Below are 24148 nucleotides of genomic sequence, written 5' to 3'. Positions count from 1 at the left end.
TATAAGGCAAAAAATGGCAAAAGAAAAAGATAGTGACAAAAAGATAGCTATCCCAGAGAGCGAAGCGGACAAGAAAAAGGCGCTTGAGCTTGCGCTAAAGCAGATCGATAAAGCTTTTGGCAAAGGCACGCTTTTAAGACTTGGCGACAAAGAGGTTGAGGCTATCGAGTCAATACCGACTGGCTCGCTAGGACTTGATCTGGCTCTTGGCATAGGCGGCGTTCCAAAAGGCAGGATCATCGAGATCTACGGACCAGAGAGCTCTGGTAAGACTACTCTCACGCTTCACATCATCGCCGAAGCGCAAAAAGCTGGCGGAATTTGTGCATTTGTCGATGCAGAGCACGCACTAGATGTAAAATACGCTTCAAATTTAGGTGTAAATACCGACAACCTTTACGTCTCTCAACCAGACTTTGGCGAGCAGGCACTTGAGATCGTTGAGACGCTTGCAAGAAGCGGTGCGATCGATCTTATCGTAGTTGATAGCGTGGCCGCACTTACTCCAAAGAGCGAGATAGACGGCGATATGGGCGATCAGCACGTGGGCCTTCAAGCAAGGCTTATGAGCCAGGCGCTTAGAAAGCTAACTGGAATTTTAAGCAAGATGAAGACAACTGTTATCTTCATCAACCAAATTCGTATGAAGATCGGCATGATGGGATATGGCACGCCAGAGACCACAACTGGCGGTAATGCACTTAAATTTTACTCATCTGTAAGAATAGACGTAAGAAAGATAGCCACACTTAAACAAAATGACGAGCCTATCGGCAACCGTACAAAAGCAAAAGTCGTTAAAAACAAGGTGGCACCTCCATTTAAAGTGGCTGAATTTGACATCATGTTTGGCGAGGGTGTGAGCAAAGAGGGCGAGATCATCGACTATGGCGTAAAACTCGACATCATCGACAAATCAGGCGCGTGGTTTAGCTACAAGGCCGAAAAACTGGGTCAAGGCAGAGAAAACGCCAAAGCCTACCTAAAAGAGCACCCAGAAATTTCTGATGAGATAGTAGCGGCGATCAAAGGCTCAATGGGGATAGATCACCTAATAAGCAGTGGCGCAAAAGACGAAGAAGACGACACAAACGAAGCAGGAGATGAATAATGGTATTTATTGAAGATGTAGAAGCTCACGAGGTTTTAGACAGCAGAGGCAACCCAACAGTTCGTGCGACAGTTAGACTTAGCGACGGCACCGAGGCAAGCGCGATCGTACCAAGCGGCGCAAGCACTGGCAAGCGTGAGGCGCTCGAGCTTCGCGACAAGGACGAGAGATATGCTGGCAAAGGCGTTTTAAAAGCTGTTTCAAACGTAAATGAAAAGATAGCCGAGGCGATAATCGGCCTTGATGCCTACAACCAAAAAGCAGTCGATGAAGAGATGCTTGAGCTTGATGGCACGCACAACTACTCAAATTTAGGCGCAAATGCAGTTCTTGGCGTATCTATGGCGGTGGCTCGCGCAGCTGCAAAGAGCCTAAATATCCCACTTTATCGCTACCTTGGCGGTGCAAACGCTAGCATCTTGCCAGTGCCGATGTTTAACATCATAAATGGCGGCGCACACGCAAACAACAGCGTTGATTTTCAAGAATTTATGATCATGCCATTTGGCTTTAGCACATTTAGCGAGGCACTAAGAGCTGCGACTGAAATTTATCACAAGCTAAAATCTATCCTAAACGCAGCTGGACACAGCACAGCTGTAGGCGATGAGGGTGGCTTTGCTCCAAATTTAAAAGACAACGAAGAGCCACTAAAGCTTATCTGTTTAGCTGTAAAAGAGGCTGGATATGAGCTAGGTAGCCAGATAAAGCTAGCACTTGACGTCGCTTCAAGCGAGCTTTATAAAGACGGTAAATACGAGCTTGAAGGCAAGAAATTTAGCAGCGACGAGCTCATTAGCTACTATGAAAAACTTTGCGAAAAATATCCGATATTTTCTATCGAAGATGGCCTTAGCGAGGATGACTGGAGCGGCTGGGCTGAGCTTACAAAAAGGCTTGGTAGCAAAGTTCAGCTAGTTGGTGACGATCTATTTGTCACAAATGAGAAAATTTTACGCGAAGGCATCGAGAAAAAGGTCGCAAATGCGATCTTGATCAAGCCAAATCAAATAGGCTCAGTCACGCAAACTATGCAAACTGTCCGCCTTGCTCAAAGAAACGGCTATCGCTGCATAATGAGCCACAGAAGCGGCGAGAGCGAAGATGCGTTTATCGCTGACTTTGCGGTCGCACTAAACACTGGCGAGATAAAGACGGGTGCTACTTCAAGAAGCGAGCGCAACGCGAAATATAACCGCTTGCTCGAGATCGAGCTTGAGGCGGGTGAGTTTTTAGGGGATAATATTTGAGCGAAATTTTAGATGAATATGGCAAAGAAGATGGCATATTTCATAAAATCATAAAATTTGTTCGGCCGACATTACGCTACGTCATAGCCACCATTTGCGTGGCTATGTTTGCCTTTTACGTGGGCAACATGATGTTTGGCAAACGCTCACTTGACGTGATGCTAAGCCTTCAGAGCAAAAAAGAGAGGCTTAGCGAAGACGTGGAAATTTTAAAAAAGATGAATGCACGTCTGCAAAAAGACTATTTTGAACTACAAGGCCTTGAGCCAGACTCTAATAAAAAGTAGGAACGATGAAGAAAATTTGGTTAGTTTTATCTATCTTGACTGCGAGCTTATGCGCCAGAGAAAACCCATTTATGCCTATTAGCGAGCTAAACACAAGCGTTATGACGACAAACGTCGTAGAGAAATATGACAGCTTCAACTCGCTCTCGTTTAAATTTCCAAGCGATGCGATGCTACTACTTGATGTCACCATAAGATATAGAGCAAATGACGGCAGCATAAAAGAAAAAAGACTAACTGATATAAACAAAACTATCGACTGGAACGATGAATTTGCCCTAAGCAAGATGAAAAATCCTGAACCAGTCGCAGCTAAAAAACTAGACGTTTCTGTCACGATGGCGGAGGTGCCAGCTCAAAAGGTTAGCACGCCAGTGATAATAGAAAAAAATGAGACTAAAATTTCAAACAAAGATAGAAATAAAACCTCAGACGTACCAACTCCAAACGTCGTAGTGATCGACCTTGGCACAAAAAAAGCAAAAGAGCCAGCTAAACCTGAGCAAAAGGTAGTCGAAGTAAAAATTGAGCCTACCACAAAGCCTATTCAAGAGACAAAAAGCAGCGAAAAAGAGGTTAAATTCTTGGGATTTATCAGCTTTTTAGCGCATGAAAAAGAGCTAAATATCATCACAAAAGCTAAAAATTTAAAACACTTTGCATATGAAAAAAACAAGATCGTACTTGACTTTGCAAAACCTCCAAGAAGCTTTAAAACTAGAAATTTAAAGCTTGAAAACGAGACATTTAAAAACGTCATAATCGGCTGGCATGATAAGTATTTCAGAGTAGTTTTAGAGCTTGATAAGATGCATAAATATAAGCTTGAAGCCGCTGAAAATGGATATGTGCTTAAGCTTTTATAGTTTTGATGTTTTTCATAAATTTTCAAATATAATACTTTTCAAAATAAATATTTAAAGGTCGTTATTTTGAAATTTCCACTTGACTGCAAAGAAAGTTTTGAGAGCTCATTTATTTTTTGGCTCACAAGATATGTCAAATTTAAACTTAGCTCGCTTTCAAACAAGGAGCTAAGAGACCCAAAGGCACTTGCAAGTGTAAATTTTGCCCTAAGCCGCGAGATAAAAAACATAGAGCAGCTTGATGGGCTGGTAAAAAGCGCAAGAAATGCAGGGCTAACTGGCATAAATACCTATTTTAACCCGCTTAAAAAGATATATGAGACGATGAAATTTTATGAGCTTAGCAGTCTAAAGCAGATCGACGAAGAGCTGCTAAGTGAAATTTTAGCCAGCACAACTGGCGGGCTAAGCGATGCGAGCAAGAAAAACTACAGAATTTCAGTGATAAATTTCTTTGCCTTTTTAGACAAACAAAATGAAGAGGACGGCAAGGCTCACGTTTTTGATATAAATTTAAAAAACTGGGGCGGCGTTAGTGGTAACAAAGGTCAAAAGTTGCCTGAGTTTATGGGCGAAGATGAGGTCAAGAAATTTCTTGAAGCGATCGAGGAGAGCGACTTTAAGCAAAATTCAAACCGCAACAAGCTCATCATCAAGGTCATTATCTTTACTGGGATTCGTGTGAGTGAGGCGCTAAATTTAAAGAGGAAAGATATCACTGAAGATGGCGATCTTTTTATCATTAGGATCCGTGGCAAAGGCAACAAATACCGCATCGTAATGATAAAGCGTCACCTAATCGAAGCTCACCTAAACGCAATCGCCATAAACTACATCAACAAAGAGGGCTACCTTTTTATAAATAAAAAAGGTACAAGGCTCACGCAGGCTTATGTTAGCCGTATCGTGGAGCAAATTTTATTTAAAGCAGGCATCAGAAAAGAGAAAAACGGCGCTCACATGCTGCGCCATACCTTTGCAACGATGCTTTATAAAAAGCAAAAAGACCTTGTGTTAGTGCAAGAAGCCCTTGGACATGCAAGCCTAAATACCTCGCGAATTTACACGCACTTTGATAGCGACAAGCTAAAGCTCGCTGCCAAAGTGGCTGAGGACTTGGCAAACTAGGGCACTAAAAGCAAACTATCAATAGTAAATTTAACCCATGCAAATTTAAAACGCTGCTTGAAATACCAGCTAGCACACTTCAGATGATATTAAATTTACCCATACAAAATTTAAAACACTAAATTTAACTACTAAACTCTATAAATATGTGAGAATTTTTAGCTTGCAAGTAGCCTAAAAGCTTGACCTGCATCTAATTTTACGCCGCAAGACAAAAGCTCTCACGAAAATGAAATTTGGCAAGCAAATTTTACTCTGCTCGCCAATTTTATATCAAACTAGCCGATCTTTCTTATCTTTGCAGGAAGTGCTTGTCTAGCGCAAGTACCAACCAACCAGTCATTTAGGCTAAATTCGCCATTTCTTTTTGGATCAAGAAGTCCAAGTTTGTTGTGATTGACCCCTTTTTCTAAATTTGCTATACCAAAAGCTGGCTTTCCATCGACGATGTGCGTTCTTATACCAAACTCATCATGGCCAAATCCATGCTCTATGCTGATAACCCCGCTAGCAACGCCATCAGTCACAAATGCCTCGCCAACTTGCGCTCCATAAGGCGTAGTCACTTTGACCTTATCGCCTGAGCGAATGCCCTGCTCGCTCGCCACATCTGGCGCCATCCTTATGAAGTTGCTAGGATGCACAGCTCTTAGCCTTGGGCTAACAAATGTGTAGAAGTGCTGGATATTTGACTTTCTTGAGCTAACTGTGTATTTCCACTCAGAGCGTGGGAAAAATTTCTCAAGCGGCGTGCCGTCACTCGCGACTGGTAGCATCAGGCTTGGCACTCCTGGCATATATTCGCCTGTTACCGAGTGTCTGTGTCCGCCAAGTGGCTCATAGTAGATAGAAGCTGGCGTAGGCGCTGGCACTTTTATGGTTGTTTTATCGCCCTTGTATGCGCTCTCGTAGCTATCATATCTGCCGCCTTTTGCTAGCACGTGCGCCACTTTTGGCCTCTCTTCGTCTTTTAGATAAGGATCAAGTTTTGTCATCACTCTTGATATCTTACTAAGCTTTTTGTCCTCGTCGCTTATATCTTTCACGCCCTCGCCGTCAAAGGCTAAATTTGCTAGCGCAGCCGCGTAATACTGCTCTTTTACGTCAAGGTCCATGAAATTTCCATCTTTGTCTTTGAAGGCATTTTTGCCAAAGCCTTTTAGTCCAAGCCTCTTTGCTACGGCTATATAAAACGCCTCAACGTCGATCACGCCGCCATTTTTATCCTTTGCTTGCTTTGAGCTAACAGCTGGATAGCGCACGACTGAAGTTTTAGCGATCGTTCCCCAAAGAGAGTTTGGAAGCGCCCAGTTTTCTAAATTTACCCCATCTGGCACGATGTAGTCAGCATAGGCATTTGTCTCGTTCATAAAGGCGTCGATACCCACAAAAAGTGGTAAATTTTTACTATCTTTTAGTGCGTCTAAAACCGCTCTTTCAAGTCCTGCTTGGCCGTAAAGTACGTTTGTCATGTAGTTTATGAAAACTTTTACTTTGTATGGATAGCCAGCCTTGTGGCTCGTAAGCGTTTCATTTACAAGTGGCATAGAGATAGGATACCATGGCTGAGTTGATGGATAGCCGCTGCCGCCAGCTGCTACTTTGCGCTTATACTCAGAGCTTGTTTCGTAGTATTTGCCTGATCTTGATAAATTTAGACCATTTGGCTTATAAGCACCCTCAAAGCTCTCAAGGTCATATCTGCCCTTTAAAAACTCGTGTGTGCCGGCACTTGCATTGACGTTGCCGCCCTTAAAGCCGTAAGTGCCCATTAGCGTGTTTAGACAAAGAATCGCAAAAGTAGTCATACCAGCTTGCGTATGCATCATACCGCCATGCACGTTTGTGCTCACCTGTCTGCCGTTTTTGGTGAAATTTTCGCAAAGCCAGATGATATCTTCAACGCTCACACCACAAATTTTTGAGTACTCCTCTAAGCTATGCTTATAGGCTGATTCTTTTAAAAGCTGCATTGAGCTTTTTACCTCGACTTTTTTGCCGTCTATTAAAATTTTACCTTTGTAGTAGAGCTTGGCTGGTTCATTTACCTTGTAGCTTTGTATCTTGCCGTCTTGCGAACAGACCTGCCACTCGTTATTGATAAGTGCAAATTTGCCGTAGTCTTTGTGACCTTTTTCGGTGATGACTAGATGCGTGGCGTTGCACCAGTGTATCTCGCCTGCTAGCTTTGCTTGGTCTAAATTTGGCTGGATAAGGTAGTTTGTAGCGTATTTTTCATTTTCTATGATCCAGCGTATCATAGCCATAGCTAGAGCTGAGTCGGTGCCTGGCTTTATCGCTATCCAGCGGCCTTTGTCTGAAGAGGCGTATTTTACAGCATTTGTAACGCTTGGGTCTACAACTGCATAGCTAAAGTCATCCCTAGTGCCTCTTGCGTAAGAGAGCATTTTTGCCTGTTTTTGGAAAGGGTTGCCACCATTTGACGGCGAAGTGCCCCAGTAGATAACAAATTTAGAGTTTTCATAGTCTGGTTTTGTGTGTGCAAAGCCCTTTGCATTGTGCGCGATCTTGCCGCCGACCCTGAAGCCACCACCGCAAATTCCGCCGTGTGAGTAGTGATTGATAGTGCCAAATGACTTTTTGACAAAGCGATCAACGATGTCTGAGCGTCCGTCATATAGGTAAAAGCTTAAAAGTTGGTTGCGCTTAGTGCCGTACTCTGGGTTTTCGCTGTCTATTAGCTCGTCACTATATATCGCCCTTAGCCCATCCACGTGCCCCTCGCCAAAGAGATCTCCCCCCTCTACGACCTCTTCTACTAGCTGTTCAAAGCTTATGCTCTTCCACTTGCCCTCGCCCCTTTTGCCAACTCTTTTTAGTGGCGTTAGTATCCTTGCAGGTGAGTCTATCATCTCAGGTAATATCGCTCCTCTAACGCAAACCGTGGCTCGCTTTTCATCTTCGCCGCTTAGTGTTGTGGCAAGTAGTGCGTCGTTTATCGATGTGTCAAAATTTGCCCAGTGTACATTTGAGAGTGGGTGGTATGGGTTTCCGCTACATCTTAAAACTCGGTCGTTTTTGTCATCTACGTGAAGTCTTATGCCACACTTCGTTGTACAGCCGTGACACATTGAAAAGACAACGCTATGTCCGTCGTTGAGTGAAATTTTGCCGTCTTTTACGCTAAATTCAGGCTCTAGTGAGTTTGACTGCGGTTTGTAGTCGTCTTTTTTGCCATCTGCTAGCACAGCGCTCGCAGTTAGTGTTGAGAGTACGGCTGATCTTTTTAAAAATTCTCTTCTTTGCATTACTTATTTCCTTTTACTGTGCTATCTCTTCGCTCCAGCTGATAACCTTTTTATATCCATTATCAAGCTCGAGTTTCTTATCGTTTTTAGCTAAAATTTCGCTAACGCCGTGGTAGAACACCTGTGGATTTGTATTTTTAGGGCTATCTATGACCATAGTCTCGTGTGTGGCTAGAAATTTTCTGATATTTGAGTTAGGATCGTTAAGATCGCCTATTATACGGCTACCGCCCACACAGCTCTCTACGCATGCTGGCTGAAGTCCCGCTCTTAGTCTGTGGTCGCAGAAGGTGCATTTATCGGCCTTGTAGGTATGCAAGCTAAGATATCTTGCGTGATATGGACAGGCCTCCACGCAAAGCGCACAGCCTATGCACTCTTTTGTGTCGATCTTTACGATGCCGTTGCTTCTTTGATAGCTTGCGCCAGTTGGACAAACGTCGATACAGGCTGGTTTGTTGCAGTGATTGCAAAGTCTTGGAAGTGACGCAATGACCGCCATTTTACCGCTTTTATCCTTTGCCTCGTACTCAGAGACAATGGTTCTAAAAGCACCTGGCTGAACGTCATTTTCCAACATACAGCTCATAGTACATGACTGACAGCCAACACATCTTGTTAGATCTATTGCCATGCCGTAGCGAACACCACTGCCACTAAAGTCCTTTGGTGCTGCCTTTAGTGCAGTCGTAGCGAAAAATAGTCCTGCAGCTGCGATAAAACTGCGACGAGAGTTTAGGGTCTGTTGCATAAGAAATTCTCCTTTCTTTTTAGAAGTTTTTCTTATTTTAACATAGTAAATTTTTTTTATAAAGTTTATTTTATCTTTTTGCAAAATGTATTAAATTTTGAGAATTTTTGTAGCACTTTGTGAGTAAAATTTTAAGTTAAATTTAGAGAGAAAAAGATAGAAATTTAGCTTCTATCTTTTTAAATTTATGCTTTATGATTTAGCATATAAAGGCGGATGACTTGCTCGGCAGTCATCTTTAAATTTCTAATAGCATTATCTTTTCGCATGGCTTCTTCAAGACTCATTGGCTCATTTAGTATGCAAAAATAGGCATCGATGCCGTGCTTGTGGCAGTCTTTGGCACACCTTTGCACGCTTCCAGCAAGCGCGATGACTGGCTTATGATGTCTCTTAGCTAGCTTTGCCACGCCTGTTGGGGTCTTGCCCATGGTGCTTTGAAAGTCCATGCGGCCCTCGCCAGTGATGACAAGATCAGCCTTTTTGATCTCATCTTCAAGCGCTATTGTCTGCGTGATGATCTCGATGCCAGGCTTGAGCTTTGCGCCCAAAAATGCCACAAAAGCAAAGCCAAGTCCGCCAGCTGCTCCAGCGCCCTTTTGCGTGTGAAATTTGGTGCTATTTTTCTCTTTTACAAGCCCCGCAAAGTGCTTTAGCCCGTCGTCTAGCTGCTTTACCATGCGGCCATTTGCGCCCTTTTGTGGGGCATAGACGTAGGCTGCACCCTTTTGACCGTAAAGTGGATTATCCACGTCACAGGCGATTAAAAATTCGCACTCTTTTAGCTCTTTTAGCGCCTCTTCATCTGAAAACTCACAAATTTGAGCCAAATCCTCACCTTTGCCCTCAAGCAAAGCGCCATTTTTGTCATAAAATTTAAAGCCAAGAGCGCTTAGCATGCCTGTGCCAGCATCATTTGTCGCACTTCCACCAATACCTATGATAAATTTCCTAGCACCTTTACTAATGGCATCTTTTATCATCTGACCAAAGCCAAATGTGCTAGTTTTCATAGGATTTCTCTCATCAGGATTTATGAGAGTAAGTCCTGAAGCACTTGACATCTCAAGTATGGCAAGGTCGTCTTTTAGGGCATATCTAGCTAAAATTTCAGTGCCAAGAGGGTTTTTTACGATGGTATCTATAAATTTAGCATCAAGTGCATCAGCCATAGCCTCTACGCTACCCTCACCGCCGTCAGCCACTGGCTTTACGACGACGTCACAAAAATCTTCAAGCGCCTCTTTTATAGCAAGGCCCGCTTCAAGTGAGCTTAGCGAGCCTTTTAATGAATCTATCGCAACCAAAATTCTCATAAAAGCACCAAAGATAAAATATAAACGCTGATCATTCCAACAACGCCCATGATAAATGTCATCGCTGTTTGTGTGCGATATCCTTGATCTGCGGTCATCTTACTAAAGTTTGTCACGACCCAGAAGTAGCTGTCGTTTGCGTGAGATACGCACATCGCACCTGATGCTATCGCCATGACACAAAGTGCAGCTGAAATTTCGCTCGTAAAGCCAAGTGTTTGCATGAGTGAGTTATCAGCGCTAAATGCGCCCATGATAGAGGCTGTAGTGATGATAGCCACAGTCGAGCTTCCTTGAGCGGTTTTTAGCACAGCTGAGATGATGAATGGGAAGAAAATTCCTATCGCTTTTATAGTTGAGGCATTTTCTTTTATGAAATTTACAAAGCCAGCCTCAGTGATGACGTTACCCAAAACGCCGCCAGCTGCGGTGATAAAAAGTATCGGACCAGCGATCTTTAATGATTCGTTTGTTATATGGTCAAATTCTCTCATCTTTTTAGTTTCAGCTAGTAAAAATACGCAAAAGATCACGCCGATCGCAAGGGCGATGATAGGATTGCCTAAAAATAAAAATATCTTTGGCAAGAGTGCGGCTTTATCAAGCATGCCTTGTTTTGCCAAAACGTCTATAACAGAGCCAACCGCCATGAAGATGATAGGCATGATGATAGGAGCAAGGCTCAAAAATCCGCTAGGCAATTTGCCAAATTTCTTTAAAAGCTCCTCGTAGCTTGCTGTTATCGTAGCGTCAGCCTCTTTGTCGCTGATAGTTACGCTTTTAGCGATACTTTTTGAAAAGAAATAAACAGCTACCAAAACAGGCACTGAAACTACTGTACCCATGATGATGACAAGAAGTAAATTTCCGCCAAGGCCAAGTGTGCCAGCAGCAGCTATCGGGCCAGGAGTTGGCGGGATGAAGACGTGAGAAGCGTATAGACCGCCGCTAAGTGCTACTGACATAGCAACTGGGCTTGCTGAAATTTTCTTATAAAGTGCCTCGCGAATAGAGTTTAAAACGACAAAACCGCTATCGCAAAATACAGGGATGCCAACAACCCAGCCCATTATAAGCATGGCAAGCTCAGGGCGTCTTTGTCCGACTAGCTTTACGACCATGTCTGCTAGCTTTAGCGCAGCTCCCGTTTTTTCAAGCACTGTGCCGATGATCGTTCCAAAGATGATGACGATGCCGATGCTCTTAAATGTGCCACTAAAACCAACACCTATCATCGCTGGGATCTTGGATAGATCGATACCTGCGACGATTGCTAGCACCAAAGAAATGCTCATAAGTGCCAAAAATGGATGCACCTTGAGCTTTGAGATCATAACGATCATAAGGATGATTGCTATAACAAAACAGACAATCAAAGCTATACCGCTCATGAAAACTCCTTTATTGTGAGATTTTGCTAGTGATTTTAGCAAAATTTGCTTATATTTTTTCTAATATTTTTAAGTTTTTCTATTAGTTAAATTTTTTTCGTTATTTATATAAAATTTACTTCATCTGCCCAAATTTAGCCACTTTATAAGATTAAATTTTTAAGGCTATTTTAAAATAACAAAGCCAAGACCAACCTTGTCAGTGTGCCTATCATAGTCAATCAAACTCTCGCCGTATCCTGTAAAATACTGCAAATAGCCATAAACGCCGCTTGAAAATATCGGAAACATATATGAAATTTCAGCTGCACCCTTGTTTGTTTTATCAAAATGTAAGTTATTTCTTAGCATCAAGCTAAAAATTTGGTCATTTAGCTTGTAACTAAGCCTTAGATCTCCGTGTCCGATGTAGTTTAAAATTTCTTTATTGTCGTTCTTTTCGCCAATCACGCTCCAAACTCTTGGCGAGATGGTTAAATCTCCATAGACGAGATCACCTTGCACGTAGGCTCTGTTCCAGCTCCTTGAGTTGCTGCCATCTCGTCCGTTTGACTCATGCAAAAGTCCAAATTTTAGGTTTTTCATGCCTATTTGCTCTAGGTATTTTGGAGAGGCGAAATTTAAGAAAATTTCAGGCTGATAGTTTGTCTCACGAAACGGAGCTGAAGTTTTTGTTATCTGCCACCAAGAGGTTTGTGTATATGCTGCCACGAGGCTCTCTCTAAGTCCAAAAACATCGTAAAATAGCGGCTTTGCAAGGCTTATTTGAAACTTCGTCTCAACGCTCTTTCGCCCATCATCTGGGATAGTTTTAGCGTAAGTTACTGGCAAAAGGTAGTTAAATTTATAAAGCTCGATACCAAGTGCATTTTGTAAATTTTTATCGCTTTTATCTCTTAAAAGATCAGCTTGCTTTAGCTTCGCATCATTTGGTGCTGGCTCGCTTGCTTGCGCATTTTGCACCGCTTCTTGCTCGCCTAAAGAGCTTTTGGCTAGCTCTTTATAAATTTGCATCGCAGCCTTTATATCGCCACTTTGCTCAAGCTCTTGCGCCCTTTTAAAGTCATCTGTCCTGCTTGCCATCAAAAATGTAAGGCCAAGGCTTAAAAGCAATGTAAATTTACTCATTTTTCATCTTTTCATTTGCTATTTTGTACTCATCTGGGAAATTTACGTTAAAAAACTGCTCTTTATCATCAAAATTTACTATCTTGCACTTGCAGTTTTTTCGTAAAAGCCCGATTTTATGCTCATTTTTTAGGTATTGCTCATGTGCAAGCGGGGCCAAGCTTGGGCTAAAAAAGCCACAAAGCGAGTGGATATGCTCATCATCGCCAGCCACAACCATCTCAAATTCATCTTTAAATTTAGCTAGCTCGTCAAGACTTTTTGGGTCAAAAAATGGCATATCAGCTGGGATGATAAAGACGCTATGATCAAAGCTTTTAAGCACAGAGTAAAGCGCTAGCATCGGCGAATACTCCTCACTGTTCTCATCTTTTATGAGCTTTAGTGGCGGGTTAAATTTCTCAAATTTAGAGCTTACAAAAACCTCATCAAAAGCTTTGCTAAATTTAGAGACCTGATAGTGTGTGAGTGTTTCAAATCCCCCAAATGGCAGCAAGGTCTTATCCTGACCCATGCGCGAGCTCTTGCCACCTGCTAAAATGACGCAAGTTTGCATCTTTTATCCTTTTAAATTTTAAAAATTACAAAAGTATAACCAAATTTTCTAACTCATATTGTTTTAAATTTATTATCACTTGATAAAAGCTTTGCCCTTAAATTTGCAAAAAAGAGCGCTTTTGCCAAAACAATGGGCTACTTTCTGGCAGATAAAATTAATTTTTTTACCACGCTAATCATAAAGCTAAGAATAATATAATGGCTTACTTTTAAAGGAGATCACATGAGTGAAAGAAATTTACAAATTTTAGGTTGGATAGGCACGTGCTTATCGGTTGTTATGTATTTTTCATACATCCCACAGATAATGGGCAACCTTGATGGCAACAAAACGCCTTATATACAGCCACTAGCAGCTGCGCTAAACTGCACGATCTGGACAAGTTACGGCCTACTAAAATCTAAAAGAGACTATCCGCTAGCTGCTGCAAACCTACCAGGCATAATCTTTGGACTTTTGGCAACTATAACAGCGTTTTAATGCGCTAACTTCAAGCCTTTTACGCTAAAAATAGCCGGTAAATTTGTAAATTTATCGGCTAAATTTAATTTATACAAAATACTTTCGAATTTCTTTAATTTTTACAGATAAAACCAGATATTGCAACGAAAATTTCACAAAAAAACATTTCATCAAAATTTGTCAAAAAAATAAGGCAAAGTGTTGTGAGATAGGTTTAAATTTTTTAGAAAACAAATTTCATCTCAAGATTAATGTAAGAATATATTGATTGCTAGGTCGGATTTATATTTTAAAAATTTAGCGGTAAGATTTTAAGATAGGTTTGGATGTTGTGACGAAATTTTCAGAAGGAATTTCATCAAAATTTGTGAAAAAGATAAGGCAAAGTATTGTGAGATGGTTTTAAGGGTTGCGACGTAAAAATTTAGCAAAGATAAGACATTTTAGTCTATCGAGCTAAATTTTTACTAGCTCCGTTAAAAACACTCGCGAGACGAGCCGTTATTCTAAAGATCACGCGGATCAGCGATTTTACCAGCTATCGCGCTCGCCGCCACAACAGCCGAGTTAGCCAGATAAATTTCACTAGTCCTATCGCCCATACGGCCGACGAAATTTCTGTTTGTAGTCGATATGCAGCGTTCATTTGCACCTAAAATGCCCATATATCCGCCAAGACAAGCGCCACATGTTGGGTTGCTCACAACCGCTCCTGCTTCGATGAAAATGTCGATAAGCCCCTCTTTTTCAGCAGCTCTTGCGATCTTTTGCGTCGCTGGAGTGATGATGAGCCTTGTTTTGCGAGCTACTTTTTTGCCTTTTAGGATCTGCGCTGCTATGCGAAGGTCGCTTAAACGGCCATTTGTGCATGAGCCTATAAATGCCTGATCGATAGCTAGATCGTCGTGAACCGCCTGCCTTACGCTCTTGCCGTTGCTTGGCAAAAATGGATATGCGATGACTGGATCAAGTTTTGTGACATCGATCTCTAAAATTTTGTCGTATTTTGCGCCATCGTCCGAGTAGAAAAATTTTGGCTTATCGCGCAAATTTTTATCTTTTAAAAACTCTTTTGTGATCTCATCAACCGCGATGATACCGCTCTTTGCGCCAGCTTCGATCGCCATATTACACATTGAAAATCTATCATCCATACTAAGGCCATCTATCACCTCGCCGCTAAACTCGAGCGCCTTGTAAAGTGCGCCATCAACGCCTATTTGGCGGATGATCTCAAGGATGAGATCCTTACCATAAACGTGCTTATCAAGCTTGCCTTTAAAGACAACTTTGATACTCTCAGGCACTTTAAACCAGTTTTTGCCAGTGATCATCGCGTAAGCTAGGTCGGTGCTACCCATGCCGGTGCTAAATGCTCCAAGAGCGCCGTGCGTACAGGTGTGGCTGTCTGCGCCGATGATGACGTCGCCTGGGATGACTAGCCCTTTTTCAGGCAAAATCGCGTGCTCGATGCCCATATCTTTTTCGTCAAAATAGTTTTTAAGGTCGTGTTTGTAGGCAAATTCGCGTGAAATTTTGGCTTGATTTGCGCTTAGGATGTCCTTTGTCGGGATGTAGTGGTCCATCACGATGGCAAAGCCGTCTGGGTTGGCTAGCTTTGTCGCACCACTTCGCTCAAACTGCTTGATCGAAATAGGCGTCGTGATGTCGTTGCCTATGATCATATCGATCTTGCTCTCGATGATCTCTCCTGCGCTTACCTCTTTGCCAACGTGATCTGAAAATATTTTCTCGGTGATAGTTTGTTTCATAAATTTCCTTTAAATTTTGAGGCGATTTTAACGAAATTTGTATAAAAAGATATTTAGCCAGCGCTTTAAATCACTATAAATTTGACAAAAAATTTATGCTAAAAATTTTGGCGGATAAGATTTACAAGATAGCATTTTCTTTTTTATATATTTTAAAATTATAATTTAAGCAACTAAAATAAATTTAGCGTCAAATTTAGCCTTAAATTTCATTATAAGTCCTTAAAATACTCTGTTTATTACTTTGGATAATTAAATTAATAAAATTTAGCAAAATTTATCATAACAAGCGTTATTTAGCTACTTTTTGCTATTTTTTCTTAAAAATAAAAATTAAGAGATATTGTTTAACTTTTATTATAAAATACGCCGAAAATTTTAAAAGGATTTAAGATGAAGAGACTATTTTCTAGCTTGTCTAACAAGATAGCCTTTTTGCTGACAGCTTGGATGCTAATAGGCATAGGCATATTTTTTAGCATAAACTACTCAAATTCCAAATCGGAAAAAATTCAGTCCTACAACAATGTGCGCAAAACTGGGCTAAAATCGACGATGTACTTTGTCGATGAGTTTTTAAAGTCAAGACTTCACATGGTGCAAACCTTTGCAAAAGAGCTTGAAGATAAAAAGCTCTACGCTAACAGGGACGATATAGCTGAGGCGCTAAAAGGTGCGTTTGTCATTTCGCCATTTGACGCGCTATTTGTAGGCTATGCAGATAACGGCAACGTCATCAAGACTGATCTTTTGAAAAACAACCAGCCATTTTTGATACCAAATTTTGACGGTCGCACAAGAGCTTGGTTTCAGGGTGCTAGCAGCAGCGGCAAGTCCGGATTTTCAGAGCCATACGTAGATGTCACGACAAAGAATTTAACCATCACAGCCTACGCTCCTATCTTTGATAGCAACCATAAGCTTGTAGCGGTAATTGGTGCAAATATCTTCTTAAACAGCTTTAGCCAGGAGCTTTTAGAGATAAAAACGACTAAGACTTCAAGTATCATGATCGCCGATGACAACGGCAAAGCGATAGTTCATCCTGATGTAAATTTGATCACAAAAGAAGATGAAAACTACAAAAGCCTTATCAAAGAAAATATGAAAAAGAGCATAGAGGGCGACAAGGTTTCGCTATTTTTCCATAACGGCATGAGAAACGTCATCTACTGCCAAAACCAAAAGCTAACTGGCTGGAACGTCTGCATAGTGGCTGATGCTGATGAGTTTGTGGCTGAAATTCAAAGTGCTTCAAATAAGCAAATTTTGATGTTTAGTCTGTTTTTGATCTCAGTCATCATCGCTATTATGGTGGTCGTTAGATACTTCTTAAGGCCGGTTTTAACGATACAAAATGGGCTAATCGAAGTCTTTAAATTTATAAACAACAAAACTTCAAACATCGAGCCTATCAAGCTAAAAAGTAACGACGAGCTAGGCGTTATGGCTAGCATAATCAACGAAAATATAGAAAGCACAAAAGAGAATTTAAATAACGAGCGCGAGTTTTTAGCCAAAACGCAAGAATTTGTAAGCAAGATAAAAGGTGGCGACTTTAGAGCGACGCTTGAAGCGACGACAAATAGCCAAGCTCTGCTAAAACTAAAAGAGGCATTTGGCGATCTACGTGACTCACTAAAGACAAATATCGCTTCAAATGAGCACGATATCTTAAAGGTGCTAGAAATTTACTTTAAAAACGACTTTACCGCTAGGATAAATGACGAGGGCGTCATCGCAAAAGGCATCGACGCGCTTGGCGATAAGATCGCGCAGATGCTAAAAAATAATGAAGATGTCGCAAAACTGCTAGAAGACCGCGCAAAAGCGCTAAAAGGCTACATGCAAGAGCTAACGACTAAAGCAAACAAGAGTGCTACATCGCTCTCTGAGGGTGCGGCTGCGGTTGAGCAAATGAGTGCGTCTATGAGGCAGGTAAATGCAAGATCAGACGATGTCAAAAGGCAGTCTGAGGAGATAAAAAATATCATCACCATCATCCACGACATCGCCGATCAGACAAATTTACTAGCCCTTAACGCTGCCATTGAAGCAGCACGTGCGGGAGAGCATGGCAGAGGCTTTGCGGTTGTGGCTGATGAGGTTAGAAATTTAGCCGAGCGCACTCAAAAAAGCCTTGGTGAGATCGAGGCAAATGCAAATATCCTAACGCAAAACATCGATGATATGAGTGCAGCCATAAACGAGCAAACCATAGCGATCGCTCAGATAAACACTCTAGTTGCTGACATCGACAACCTAACAAAAGAAAATCTTGAAGTGGCAAATCAAACAAACAAGGCCACAAACGAAGTCGATGAGATCGCTGATCAGATCGTTAAAGAGGTCGCTAAAAACAAATTTTAACTTTTGTCCTAGCAAGCCAGCTAGGACATTTCATTAAAACATTTTTGCAACATTTCTGATATAATCCCCGCATGAAGTACGCACATTTAGTTCAAATAGCAGATTATCTATCGAAATTTAAAAAGATAAGCCAAGCAAAGCGCGTAAGCGACATGGCTATACTTATCGAATTTAGCGGCGAAAAGATCATTTTTGATCTAAATAAGTCAAACTCAGCGATCTACAAAGATGATGAGCTAAAAGAGGCGAAAATTTATCAAGCACCCTTTGATAATGTCCTAAAAAAGCGCTTTAACGCCTCACATATAAAAAGCGTCGAGTGCCTAAAAGACAATAGAATTTTAAAATTTACCTGCACGCAAAGTGGCTCATATAAAAGCGAAAATTTCATCCTCTATCTTGAATTTACAGGCCGCTTTACAAATGCTGTGATAACTGATGAAAATAACGTGATCATCGAGGCGCTAAGGCACATCGATAATAGCTACCGAAAGATAGAAACTGGTGAGGTTTTAAAAGAGCTGCCAGCCATCGCTATAAAAGAAAAGCCGTGCGAGCCGATAACTGACTTTGAGGCATTTTTTAAAAATGAAGCAGCCAGGATAAACGAGTCTAGGATAGCTAGCTTAAAAGAGGCAAAGCTTGCTAGCGTGCAAAAAAAGATAGATAGTATGAGTGAAATTTTAAACTCGCTTGAAGATAAAGATGAGCTTATGAAAAAGAGCGAGGAGTTTGCAAACTACGGCACGCTCTTGCTTGCAAATTTGGCAAATTTTAAGGGCTATGAGAGAGAAATTTCTCTTAATGATTTTAACGGCAACGAGATAAAACTAACTCTTAGTGACACGCCAAAAAATAGCGCAAATGAATTTTACTCAAGATCAAAAAAACTTCGTGCAAAAGCCCTTGGTGTGGAGATAGAAAAGAGAAATTTAAGTGAAAAGATCGAGTTTTTAGAAGGGCTAAAGTCACTTTTAAAAGAGGCAAAAAGCGCTTACGAGCTTGAAATTTTAAGCCCAAAAAACAAGGCAAAACAAAGAGAGCGCCAGATAAAAGATGTGAGCGAAAATGCTGAAATTTTTTACGTTAGAGAGTTTAAAATTTTAGTTGGCAGAAATGAAAAAGGCAATATAAATTTACTTGATCTTGCCAAAAAAGACGACATCTGGCTTCATTTAAAAGACGCCCCAAGCGCTCACGTCATCATAAAAACGAACAAGAGCAAAGTGCCAGAAGACGTGCTAGAAATGGCTGCTAAATTTTGCGTGGAGTTTAGCGTAAAAGGGGCTGGCAGATACGAGGTGGATTACACCAAACGTGAAAATTTAAGGCGTGAAAATGGCGCAAACGTCACTTACACAAACTACAAAACGATCATCATAAATAAAGGCTAAAAATGGCGGTAACACCTTTAGGAAACAGCAACTTCATCAACCAAAACGCCCCAGTCGTCTCACAGGTGCATGCAAACCAGCAAGCACGCTTTGACATGCAAGCGCTAATGGCATCTGAGCTAGCCACCCAGCAAAACGAGGAGATCAAAGAGGTGCGTCCGATGGAGGAGTCATATAAAATAGACCCTGAAAAAGAGCACGAGCGTCAAAAAAGCGAAGAAGAGGCGAGCGAGTTTGAAAACGAAGAGCAAAACGCAAAAGCCAAAGATGAAGAGGTCTTAGAAGACGAGCTTGATAGCGAAGAAGAGAGCGAAGAACCGCACGTTTTGGATATAAAAATTTAAACTTTAAATTTAAAGACCATGGTTTAAATTTGCAACCTTCGTTTTTGAAATTTTACTAGCTAACTGCGCCTTAAAATCAAAAAAAGATCATTTAAAAAGTAGAAATTTAAAAGAAGTAAAAGTGGCGAGAGGATGAGAGAATCGAACTCCCCACCAGACGGTCAACCGCCCAGTCATCGGGTTTGAAGCCCGTGAGCATCACCAGATTACTTTATCCTCCGTGTGCGTTATTTTAGCAGATTTAGATAAATTTTAGCCCATTTTCTATAAACTTTTTGAAATTACAAAAGGATTTATGATTTCTAAATTTAGCGTTTTTGCATTTTTGGTCTTATTTTTTAGCTCTTGCTCCTCAGTCCTCACCCCAGCAACAGCGCCGCTAAATGTATATGACGCATACTCCATTTCTCGCGATAAACGCGGCATCTACTCGATCTCTCGTGATAAATTTATCCAAAGCAAGCTACAAAGCAAAATTTTGTTTTCAAAAGGACTTAGCAACATTGACATCGAGATAGAGGTTTTTTACGGCGACGCCTATCTCATAGGGCTTGTTGATAGCAAAGAGCTTGAAGGTAAGCTAGTTGAGCTTGCCAAAAGTACAGACGGCGTGCGAAAAATTTACACCTATCTTAGGGTGAAAAAGAGCGAGTATCCGTGCGATAGCCTGAGCATTCTTGCAAATTTAAAGCAAAATCTCTTCAAAGATAGTGTCGTTGAGGGCACAAATGTGCGTGTTAGCATCGTTGGCTGTGACGTTGTTTTTAGCGGTGTGGTAGATAGCATCGAGCAAGAAAAGCACGCCATTTGGTACGCTAAGCACATTGACGGCGTGGCTGATGTCTATTCGTTTATCAAAGTTATCAAATAAATTTATGCCTCGCGCTTTTTCACAAAACTTGCTATTAAACTTGGCAAGATGATGAGCGCGCCAAGTAGCATAAAGACCATAACAAGATCAGTTAGCAAGCCAAAATAAATTGTCGGTATAAAGTTGCTAGTTATCATCACGCTAAAGCCAAGAAAAATGGTAAATGAGGTGTAATACATCGCGTATCCGATGCTAGCGTGTGCAGCCTTAATGCTATCAAAAACGTCCTTTGTAAGCAGCTCCTCTTTGAAGCGGTGGATGTAGTGGATGATATCATCAACGCCGATGCCTATACTAATGGCCGCTATCGTAATGCTCATCACATCAAGCGGTATGCCAAAAAATCCCATCACGCCAAAAAGGGTGCAAAGCGGGATCAAATTTGAAACTATCGCGATGGTTGCTAGCTTGATACTTCTAAAAACAAAGCAGAATATAACAAAAAGTATCGCAACCGTTAGTCCAAATGTATCAACCTGCGAGCTAAGTAAATTTTGAAGCATGTTGTTATAAAGCACCATCATACCGACAACTTCGATGCTTACGTTATCGTTTTTAGTTAGCTCTAAAAGCCCAGTTTTAAGCTCTTTTAGAAACTCATTTCGCCTAAGCTCAGAGTCGCTATCAATGATCCTTAAACTAAATCTAAGCTCGTCATTTTCGACGCTTACATAAGGGCTTAGCAAGATGTTTTTATACTCAAGTGGTAGCTTTTCATACATAGCTGCTAGCAAAAAATCATCACTAACGCCGTTATTTAGCTCTTTTATCGCTTTTATAAGCGTTGCAAGAGAGCTTACGTTGCCTACAAATTTTTGCTGCGTCAAATGGTCGTGAATTTTCTCTGCAACTCTTGTGTGGTAGCTGTTAAACCAGTATTTTGCGCTCTTTGCGTCGTTTTCAAACTCGCTTTCAAAGTCATCTTTTTCATCAGTTTTTTCTTGTTTTGGCTCGCTCTCTTTAAATTTAACTATCACATCAACTGGGATCGTTCCGCCAAGCTTTGTGTCAATGACCTGCATGCCTTGGCGTATCTGCGTGCTCTCTTTAAAGTAGCCAATGAAGCTGTTTTCGACCTTTATCTTGCTTATGCCATAGACGCCAAAGCAGACGACCAAAACGCAAACTGTGTAGATGATCTTTCTTGAGTTTAGGGCTAAATTTGCGCAGTATTTTGTAAATTTAAAGCTATTTTCAAATGTCCTAACAGGAGCAAGCTTCTTTAAATTTACATTTATCGCGCCAAATAGCAAAAATACAAGCACAAGTGAAACGCTAATGCCAGCACTCATCATAATGCCAAGCATGATAACTGGCTTTATATCGGCACTCATGAGTGAGCTAAAGCCAATAACTGTTGTAAAAATCGCCCAAAAAGATGGAGAAAATTTGTCACGAAGTGTCAGGTAGATGAGCTGATTTTGGCTGTATTTTGGATGCCTTGCGTAAAATTCCCTGTAGCTAACGACTAGGTGGATGACTGTTGAGATGGTAATAATGAGCTGAAGTGCGATGTAGTTTGAGCTAATGACCGTCACTTCCCAGCCAAACATACCAAAAATCCCAGTAGTAAAAATGGCACTTACTGCGCAGATAAACATCGGCAAGACGATCCATCTAACCTGCCTGAAAAATAGCCACAAACTAAAGCTAAGAAGCGCTAAAACACTTAGCCCATAAACCAAAAGATCGCTCTTTATAAAGCCTATCATATCATCAGCGATCATATTCGCACCGCCCAAAAACAGCTCATCGTTTGCGTTAAATTTAGCAATGGCTGTCTTTATGGCTTCAAGGTTTTTGTGATCGCTCTTTCTAAGCTCATCTCGGTAGGCTTTAAACTCCGCTAAAAGCGCTTTAAATTTCTCTTTTTCAGCCTGTGTGATAGTGCCGTTTGACTCTTTTTGACTAAGTAAATTTCGCTCATTTAAAAGCTCGTTAAATTTTTCATCTTGCTTTAAATTTAGCGCAATCGCTGTGGTTTTTAGATCTTTGCTTATCAAATTTCCGCTATAAATGGGACTTTTTGCAAACTCAAGCTTTGCTTTTGAGATATTTATATCTTTATCACTTAGCGTTGGTGTGTGCTCTAAGATGCCAGTCACGCCACCTTTTACGCTATTTAGAAGCGGCACGTTTAAGATAGAGATGACGCTGCTAACTATATCGTTTTTGGCTAGCTCGCCACTTAAATTTTTAATAAGCTCTAAATTTTTAGGTAAAAAAAGATCATCTTTTGGGGTAAAAGCGACCACCAAAAGCCCTGGCGAGTCGTAGCGCTTTGCAATCTGCCTATAAGCTTTTAGATCTGGGTCATGTTCAAGCAGCAAGGTCTCGGCTGAGGCGTCGATGCTAAGCTTTGTGCTAAGGCAGCCAAAAACTACGCTTAGAACTAGCACAAGCGAGATAACAAGCTTGTTTTTGGCAATGATAAATTTAAAAATTTGTCGCATTAAGGATTAGTTTTGTTTTGATCAGGCAAAACCGCTTCGTTTAGTTTTTGTAAAAGCGTATTAAAATCAGCATTATTTAGCACGTCGCCAAACTGACTTCTATAAGTTTGAATGATGCTCACACCAACGATATCAAGGTCATAAATGAGCCAGCCACGCTCTTTTGCATCGTAAAATTTATAGACAAATTCATAGTTTTTGCCGTCATTTATAAGCTCAGATGTGAGCCAGTATCTATTTTTTTGAGGCTCACTCTCTCCAGTGATGTGTATCTGTTGGTCTTTGTAGCCTAAGAGTTTGTCGATATATGAGCTTTTTAGCTTTTGTTCAAATGCTGCGTCAAATTTAGCTTGCTCGTCGGCACTTAGGCTGTTGTAGCGTTTGCCAAGGCTGATCTTTGCCATTTGTTTGTAGTCAAATAGTGGATCAAGCAGAGTAAAAATCTCTTTTGTCTTTGCCTTGTCGTCTAAATTTGTATTTTTTAAAACTTCGATCACTTTTGTTGCTTTCGTCTCTATCTCAGGCTTTATCTGCTCTTTTGAGAGGGCAAAAAGGCTAGTTGCTAAAAGTAAAATCGCCGCTATAATTTTTAAAATTTTCATACTTACTCCTTGATAAGTTTGCCGCGTCTTTGCTCGTAAGCATCGCGTAAAAATGGATATAGATCGATCGCGTCTTTTCTTAGTTTTTCATAAGCAGTTGGATCTTGTGAAAAGCTATTAAACGCCCTATATGACTTGATGCCAGCCGATAAAAGCATAGGATCAACGTAGCTGATAGGATCGGCAAAATAGTCTCCAACTAGGCCGCCAGTATCTCTTAAATTTGATGGTCCAATCAAAGGCCAAACGATGTGAAAACCGCTTCCTAGCCCCCAGTAACCAAGGGTTTGTCCAAAGTCCTCGTTGTGAGGCTTTAGATCATAGTATTTTGCTCCGTCTGTTAGCCCTCCAAAGCCAATTATCGTGTTTGCCAAAAAGCGCAAAGTCTCTTCACCAGCGTTTTGAAATTTAAACTGAAGCAAGTTATTTACAAAACGCACTGGGAAAAGGAGGTTGTCAAAGAAATTTGCAACCATCGTCCTAGCTGTGGCTGGCACGACATAAGCGTAGCCTTTTGCCACTGGAGTTAGCATATTTATGTATATAAAGTCATTTACATTTGTCATCACTCTGTTGTAGCCACTAAGCGGGTCAAAAACATCTTTTTTTGCTTCAAATTCAACGTCAAAATCATCATTTTCATTGCCATTAGTCGCGTTTATATCGGCACTGGCACAGGCTAAAAGCAGGCTACAAAAGATAGCAAGCAAAAATTTCATCATAAAACCTTAAAATTTATTTATAAAACACAGCTTGATTTTATCCTCTTGAAACTTTACAAAAAGTTAAAGAAAATTTGTAATTTAAGCTTTTGTATTAATATA

At 41.0% G+C, this 24148-nt stretch carries 20 protein-coding genes, 1 tRNA gene and 1 pseudogene; 11 read left to right on the top strand and 11 right to left on the bottom strand.

Going from position 1 to position 24148, the window contains the following annotated elements:
* Positions 1-13 precede the first annotated feature (13 nt).
* The 5 genes from recA (at position 14) to CVT14_RS04785 (ending at position 4642) form a co-directional block, all read left to right on the top strand.
* Entirely contained in the window at positions 14-1111 is a 1098-nt protein-coding gene (gene recA, locus CVT14_RS04805; RefSeq protein ID WP_107696086.1) for a recombinase RecA, read from the top strand.
* The gene (gene eno / locus CVT14_RS04800) at positions 1111-2361 is read left to right on the top strand and encodes a phosphopyruvate hydratase (RefSeq protein WP_107849830.1); all 1251 of its coding nucleotides are present in this window, start codon (positions 1111-1113) and stop codon (positions 2359-2361) included. The genes recA and eno overlap by 1 nt, the downstream gene beginning before the upstream one ends.
* Before the next feature lie 104 nt (positions 2362-2465).
* Positions 2466-2648, top strand: coding sequence for a hypothetical protein (locus CVT14_RS10990; protein WP_178140078.1), 183 nt, complete (start codon positions 2466-2468; stop codon positions 2646-2648).
* 5 nt (positions 2649-2653) lie between these two features.
* Positions 2654-3514 carry an AMIN domain-containing protein gene (locus tag CVT14_RS04790; RefSeq protein ID WP_107849829.1) on the top strand — a complete coding sequence of 287 codons (861 nt, stop codon included), beginning with the start codon at positions 2654-2656 and terminating at the stop codon, positions 3512-3514.
* A 66-nt stretch (positions 3515-3580) separates the two neighbouring features.
* Complete coding sequence (locus CVT14_RS04785; RefSeq protein WP_107849828.1) at positions 3581-4642, top strand: tyrosine-type recombinase/integrase; 1062 nt, start codon at positions 3581-3583, stop codon at positions 4640-4642.
* Positions 4643-4920: 278 nt separating this feature from the next.
* Here the strand turns inward: CVT14_RS04785 and CVT14_RS04780 are convergent, their stop codons facing one another.
* The 6 genes from CVT14_RS04780 to CVT14_RS04755 form a co-directional block, all read right to left on the bottom strand.
* A complete protein-coding gene (locus CVT14_RS04780; protein ID WP_107849827.1) occupies positions 4921-7911 on the bottom strand; it encodes a molybdopterin dinucleotide binding domain-containing protein in 2991 nt (996 codons plus the stop codon).
* A gap of 13 nt (positions 7912-7924) precedes the next feature.
* Complete coding sequence (locus tag CVT14_RS04775; protein ID WP_103574068.1) at positions 7925-8662, bottom strand: 4Fe-4S dicluster domain-containing protein; 738 nt, start codon at positions 8660-8662, stop codon at positions 7925-7927.
* Positions 8663-8847: 185 nt separating this feature from the next.
* Positions 8848-9978, bottom strand: coding sequence for a glycerate kinase (locus CVT14_RS04770; protein ID WP_107849826.1), 1131 nt, complete (start codon positions 9976-9978; stop codon positions 8848-8850).
* A complete protein-coding gene (locus tag CVT14_RS04765; RefSeq protein ID WP_107849825.1) occupies positions 9975-11369 on the bottom strand; it encodes a GntP family permease in 1395 nt (464 codons plus the stop codon). Before CVT14_RS04765 ends, CVT14_RS04770 begins: the two co-directional genes overlap by 4 nt.
* A 165-nt stretch (positions 11370-11534) precedes the next feature.
* On the bottom strand, positions 11535-12497 hold the full coding sequence (locus CVT14_RS04760; protein WP_021088996.1) for a phospholipase A: 963 nt from the start codon (positions 12495-12497) through the stop codon (positions 11535-11537).
* Positions 12490-13053, bottom strand: coding sequence for a molybdenum cofactor guanylyltransferase (locus tag CVT14_RS04755; RefSeq protein ID WP_021089000.1), 564 nt, complete (start codon positions 13051-13053; stop codon positions 12490-12492). The genes CVT14_RS04760 and CVT14_RS04755 overlap by 8 nt, the downstream gene beginning before the upstream one ends.
* A gap of 225 nt (positions 13054-13278) precedes the next feature.
* Between CVT14_RS04755 and CVT14_RS04750 the strand changes: the two genes are divergently transcribed.
* Entirely contained in the window at positions 13279-13536 is a 258-nt protein-coding gene (locus CVT14_RS04750; RefSeq protein WP_012140463.1) for a SemiSWEET family transporter, read from the top strand.
* Between the two features lie 488 nt (positions 13537-14024).
* Here the strand turns inward: CVT14_RS04750 and leuC are convergent, their stop codons facing one another.
* The gene (gene leuC / locus CVT14_RS04745) at positions 14025-15290 is read right to left on the bottom strand and encodes a 3-isopropylmalate dehydratase large subunit (RefSeq protein WP_103606090.1); all 1266 of its coding nucleotides are present in this window, start codon (positions 15288-15290) and stop codon (positions 14025-14027) included.
* 393 nt (positions 15291-15683) lie between these two features.
* Here leuC and CVT14_RS11040 point away from each other — a divergent pair.
* The 4 genes and pseudogenes from CVT14_RS11040 to CVT14_RS04730 form a co-directional block, all read left to right on the top strand.
* Positions 15684-16364: pseudogene (locus CVT14_RS11040) on the top strand (cache domain-containing protein); the annotation flags it as partial.
* Between the two features lie 30 nt (positions 16365-16394).
* Complete coding sequence (locus CVT14_RS11035; RefSeq protein ID WP_413784375.1) at positions 16395-17660, top strand: methyl-accepting chemotaxis protein; 1266 nt, start codon at positions 16395-16397, stop codon at positions 17658-17660.
* A gap of 71 nt (positions 17661-17731) precedes the next feature.
* Positions 17732-19054 (top strand): NFACT RNA binding domain-containing protein, encoded by a 1323-nt coding sequence (locus CVT14_RS04735; protein ID WP_107849823.1) that lies wholly within the window; start codon positions 17732-17734, stop codon positions 19052-19054.
* Between the two features lie 2 nt (positions 19055-19056).
* A complete protein-coding gene (locus tag CVT14_RS04730; protein ID WP_087581410.1) occupies positions 19057-19398 on the top strand; it encodes a hypothetical protein in 342 nt (113 codons plus the stop codon).
* A gap of 122 nt (positions 19399-19520) precedes the next feature.
* Here the strand turns inward: CVT14_RS04730 and CVT14_RS10640 are convergent.
* A tRNA-Sec gene (locus CVT14_RS10640) sits at positions 19521-19618 on the bottom strand.
* Positions 19619-19693: 75 nt separating this feature from the next.
* On the opposite strand from CVT14_RS10640, the gene CVT14_RS04725 reads away from it, so the two are divergent.
* The gene (locus tag CVT14_RS04725) at positions 19694-20269 is read left to right on the top strand and encodes a BON domain-containing protein (protein WP_021088945.1); all 576 of its coding nucleotides are present in this window, start codon (positions 19694-19696) and stop codon (positions 20267-20269) included.
* Positions 20270-20271: 2 nt separating this feature from the next.
* Here CVT14_RS04725 and CVT14_RS04720 read toward each other — a convergent pair whose 3' ends face one another.
* From CVT14_RS04720 to CVT14_RS04710, 3 genes are read right to left on the bottom strand one after another with little or no spacing between them, the layout of a single operon-like run.
* On the bottom strand, positions 20272-22722 hold the full coding sequence (locus CVT14_RS04720) for an efflux RND transporter permease subunit (protein ID WP_107849822.1): 2451 nt from the start codon (positions 22720-22722) through the stop codon (positions 20272-20274).
* A complete protein-coding gene (locus CVT14_RS04715) occupies positions 22722-23324 on the bottom strand; it encodes an ABC transporter substrate-binding protein (RefSeq protein ID WP_107849821.1) in 603 nt (200 codons plus the stop codon). Before CVT14_RS04715 ends, CVT14_RS04720 begins: the two co-directional genes overlap by 1 nt.
* 2 nt (positions 23325-23326) lie before the next feature.
* A complete protein-coding gene (locus CVT14_RS04710; RefSeq protein WP_107849820.1) occupies positions 23327-24043 on the bottom strand; it encodes a VacJ family lipoprotein in 717 nt (238 codons plus the stop codon).
* Positions 24044-24148: the final 105 nt, after the last annotated feature.

Origin of the sequence: Campylobacter concisus (genome assembly GCF_003048445.1) — a bacterium.
Lineage (GTDB): Bacteria > Campylobacterota > Campylobacteria > Campylobacterales > Campylobacteraceae > Campylobacter_A > Campylobacter_A concisus_BF.
Note: the sequence above shows the minus strand (reverse complement) of the source record. Positions and strands in the feature narration are given on the sequence as shown.

Coding starts and splice junctions, on each gene's coding strand:
- recA (WP_107696086.1), top strand. CDS start 14: ATGGCAAAAGAAAAAGATAGTGACAAAAAGATAGCTATCCCAGAGAGC.
- eno (WP_107849830.1), top strand. CDS start 1,111: ATGGTATTTATTGAAGATGTAGAAGCTCACGAGGTTTTAGACAGCAGA.
- CVT14_RS10990 (WP_178140078.1), top strand. CDS start 2,466: ATGTTTGCCTTTTACGTGGGCAACATGATGTTTGGCAAACGCTCACTT.
- CVT14_RS04790 (WP_107849829.1), top strand. CDS start 2,654: ATGAAGAAAATTTGGTTAGTTTTATCTATCTTGACTGCGAGCTTATGC.
- CVT14_RS04780 (WP_107849827.1), bottom strand. CDS start 7,911: ATGCAAAGAAGAGAATTTTTAAAAAGATCAGCCGTACTCTCAACACTA.
- CVT14_RS04775 (WP_103574068.1), bottom strand. CDS start 8,662: ATGCAACAGACCCTAAACTCTCGTCGCAGTTTTATCGCAGCTGCAGGA.
- CVT14_RS04770 (WP_107849826.1), bottom strand. CDS start 9,978: ATGAGAATTTTGGTTGCGATAGATTCATTAAAAGGCTCGCTAAGCTCA.
- CVT14_RS04765 (WP_107849825.1), bottom strand. CDS start 11,369: ATGAGCGGTATAGCTTTGATTGTCTGTTTTGTTATAGCAATCATCCTT.
- CVT14_RS04760 (WP_021088996.1), bottom strand. CDS start 12,497: ATGAGTAAATTTACATTGCTTTTAAGCCTTGGCCTTACATTTTTGATG.
- CVT14_RS04755 (WP_021089000.1), bottom strand. CDS start 13,053: ATGCAAACTTGCGTCATTTTAGCAGGTGGCAAGAGCTCGCGCATGGGT.
- CVT14_RS04750 (WP_012140463.1), top strand. CDS start 13,279: ATGAGTGAAAGAAATTTACAAATTTTAGGTTGGATAGGCACGTGCTTA.
- leuC (WP_103606090.1), bottom strand. CDS start 15,290: ATGAAACAAACTATCACCGAGAAAATATTTTCAGATCACGTTGGCAAA.
- CVT14_RS11035 (WP_413784375.1), top strand. CDS start 16,395: ATGAAAAAGAGCATAGAGGGCGACAAGGTTTCGCTATTTTTCCATAAC.
- CVT14_RS04735 (WP_107849823.1), top strand. CDS start 17,732: ATGAAGTACGCACATTTAGTTCAAATAGCAGATTATCTATCGAAATTT.
- CVT14_RS04730 (WP_087581410.1), top strand. CDS start 19,057: ATGGCGGTAACACCTTTAGGAAACAGCAACTTCATCAACCAAAACGCC.
- CVT14_RS04725 (WP_021088945.1), top strand. CDS start 19,694: ATGATTTCTAAATTTAGCGTTTTTGCATTTTTGGTCTTATTTTTTAGC.
- CVT14_RS04720 (WP_107849822.1), bottom strand. CDS start 22,722: ATGCGACAAATTTTTAAATTTATCATTGCCAAAAACAAGCTTGTTATC.
- CVT14_RS04715 (WP_107849821.1), bottom strand. CDS start 23,324: ATGAAAATTTTAAAAATTATAGCGGCGATTTTACTTTTAGCAACTAGC.
- CVT14_RS04710 (WP_107849820.1), bottom strand. CDS start 24,043: ATGAAATTTTTGCTTGCTATCTTTTGTAGCCTGCTTTTAGCCTGTGCC.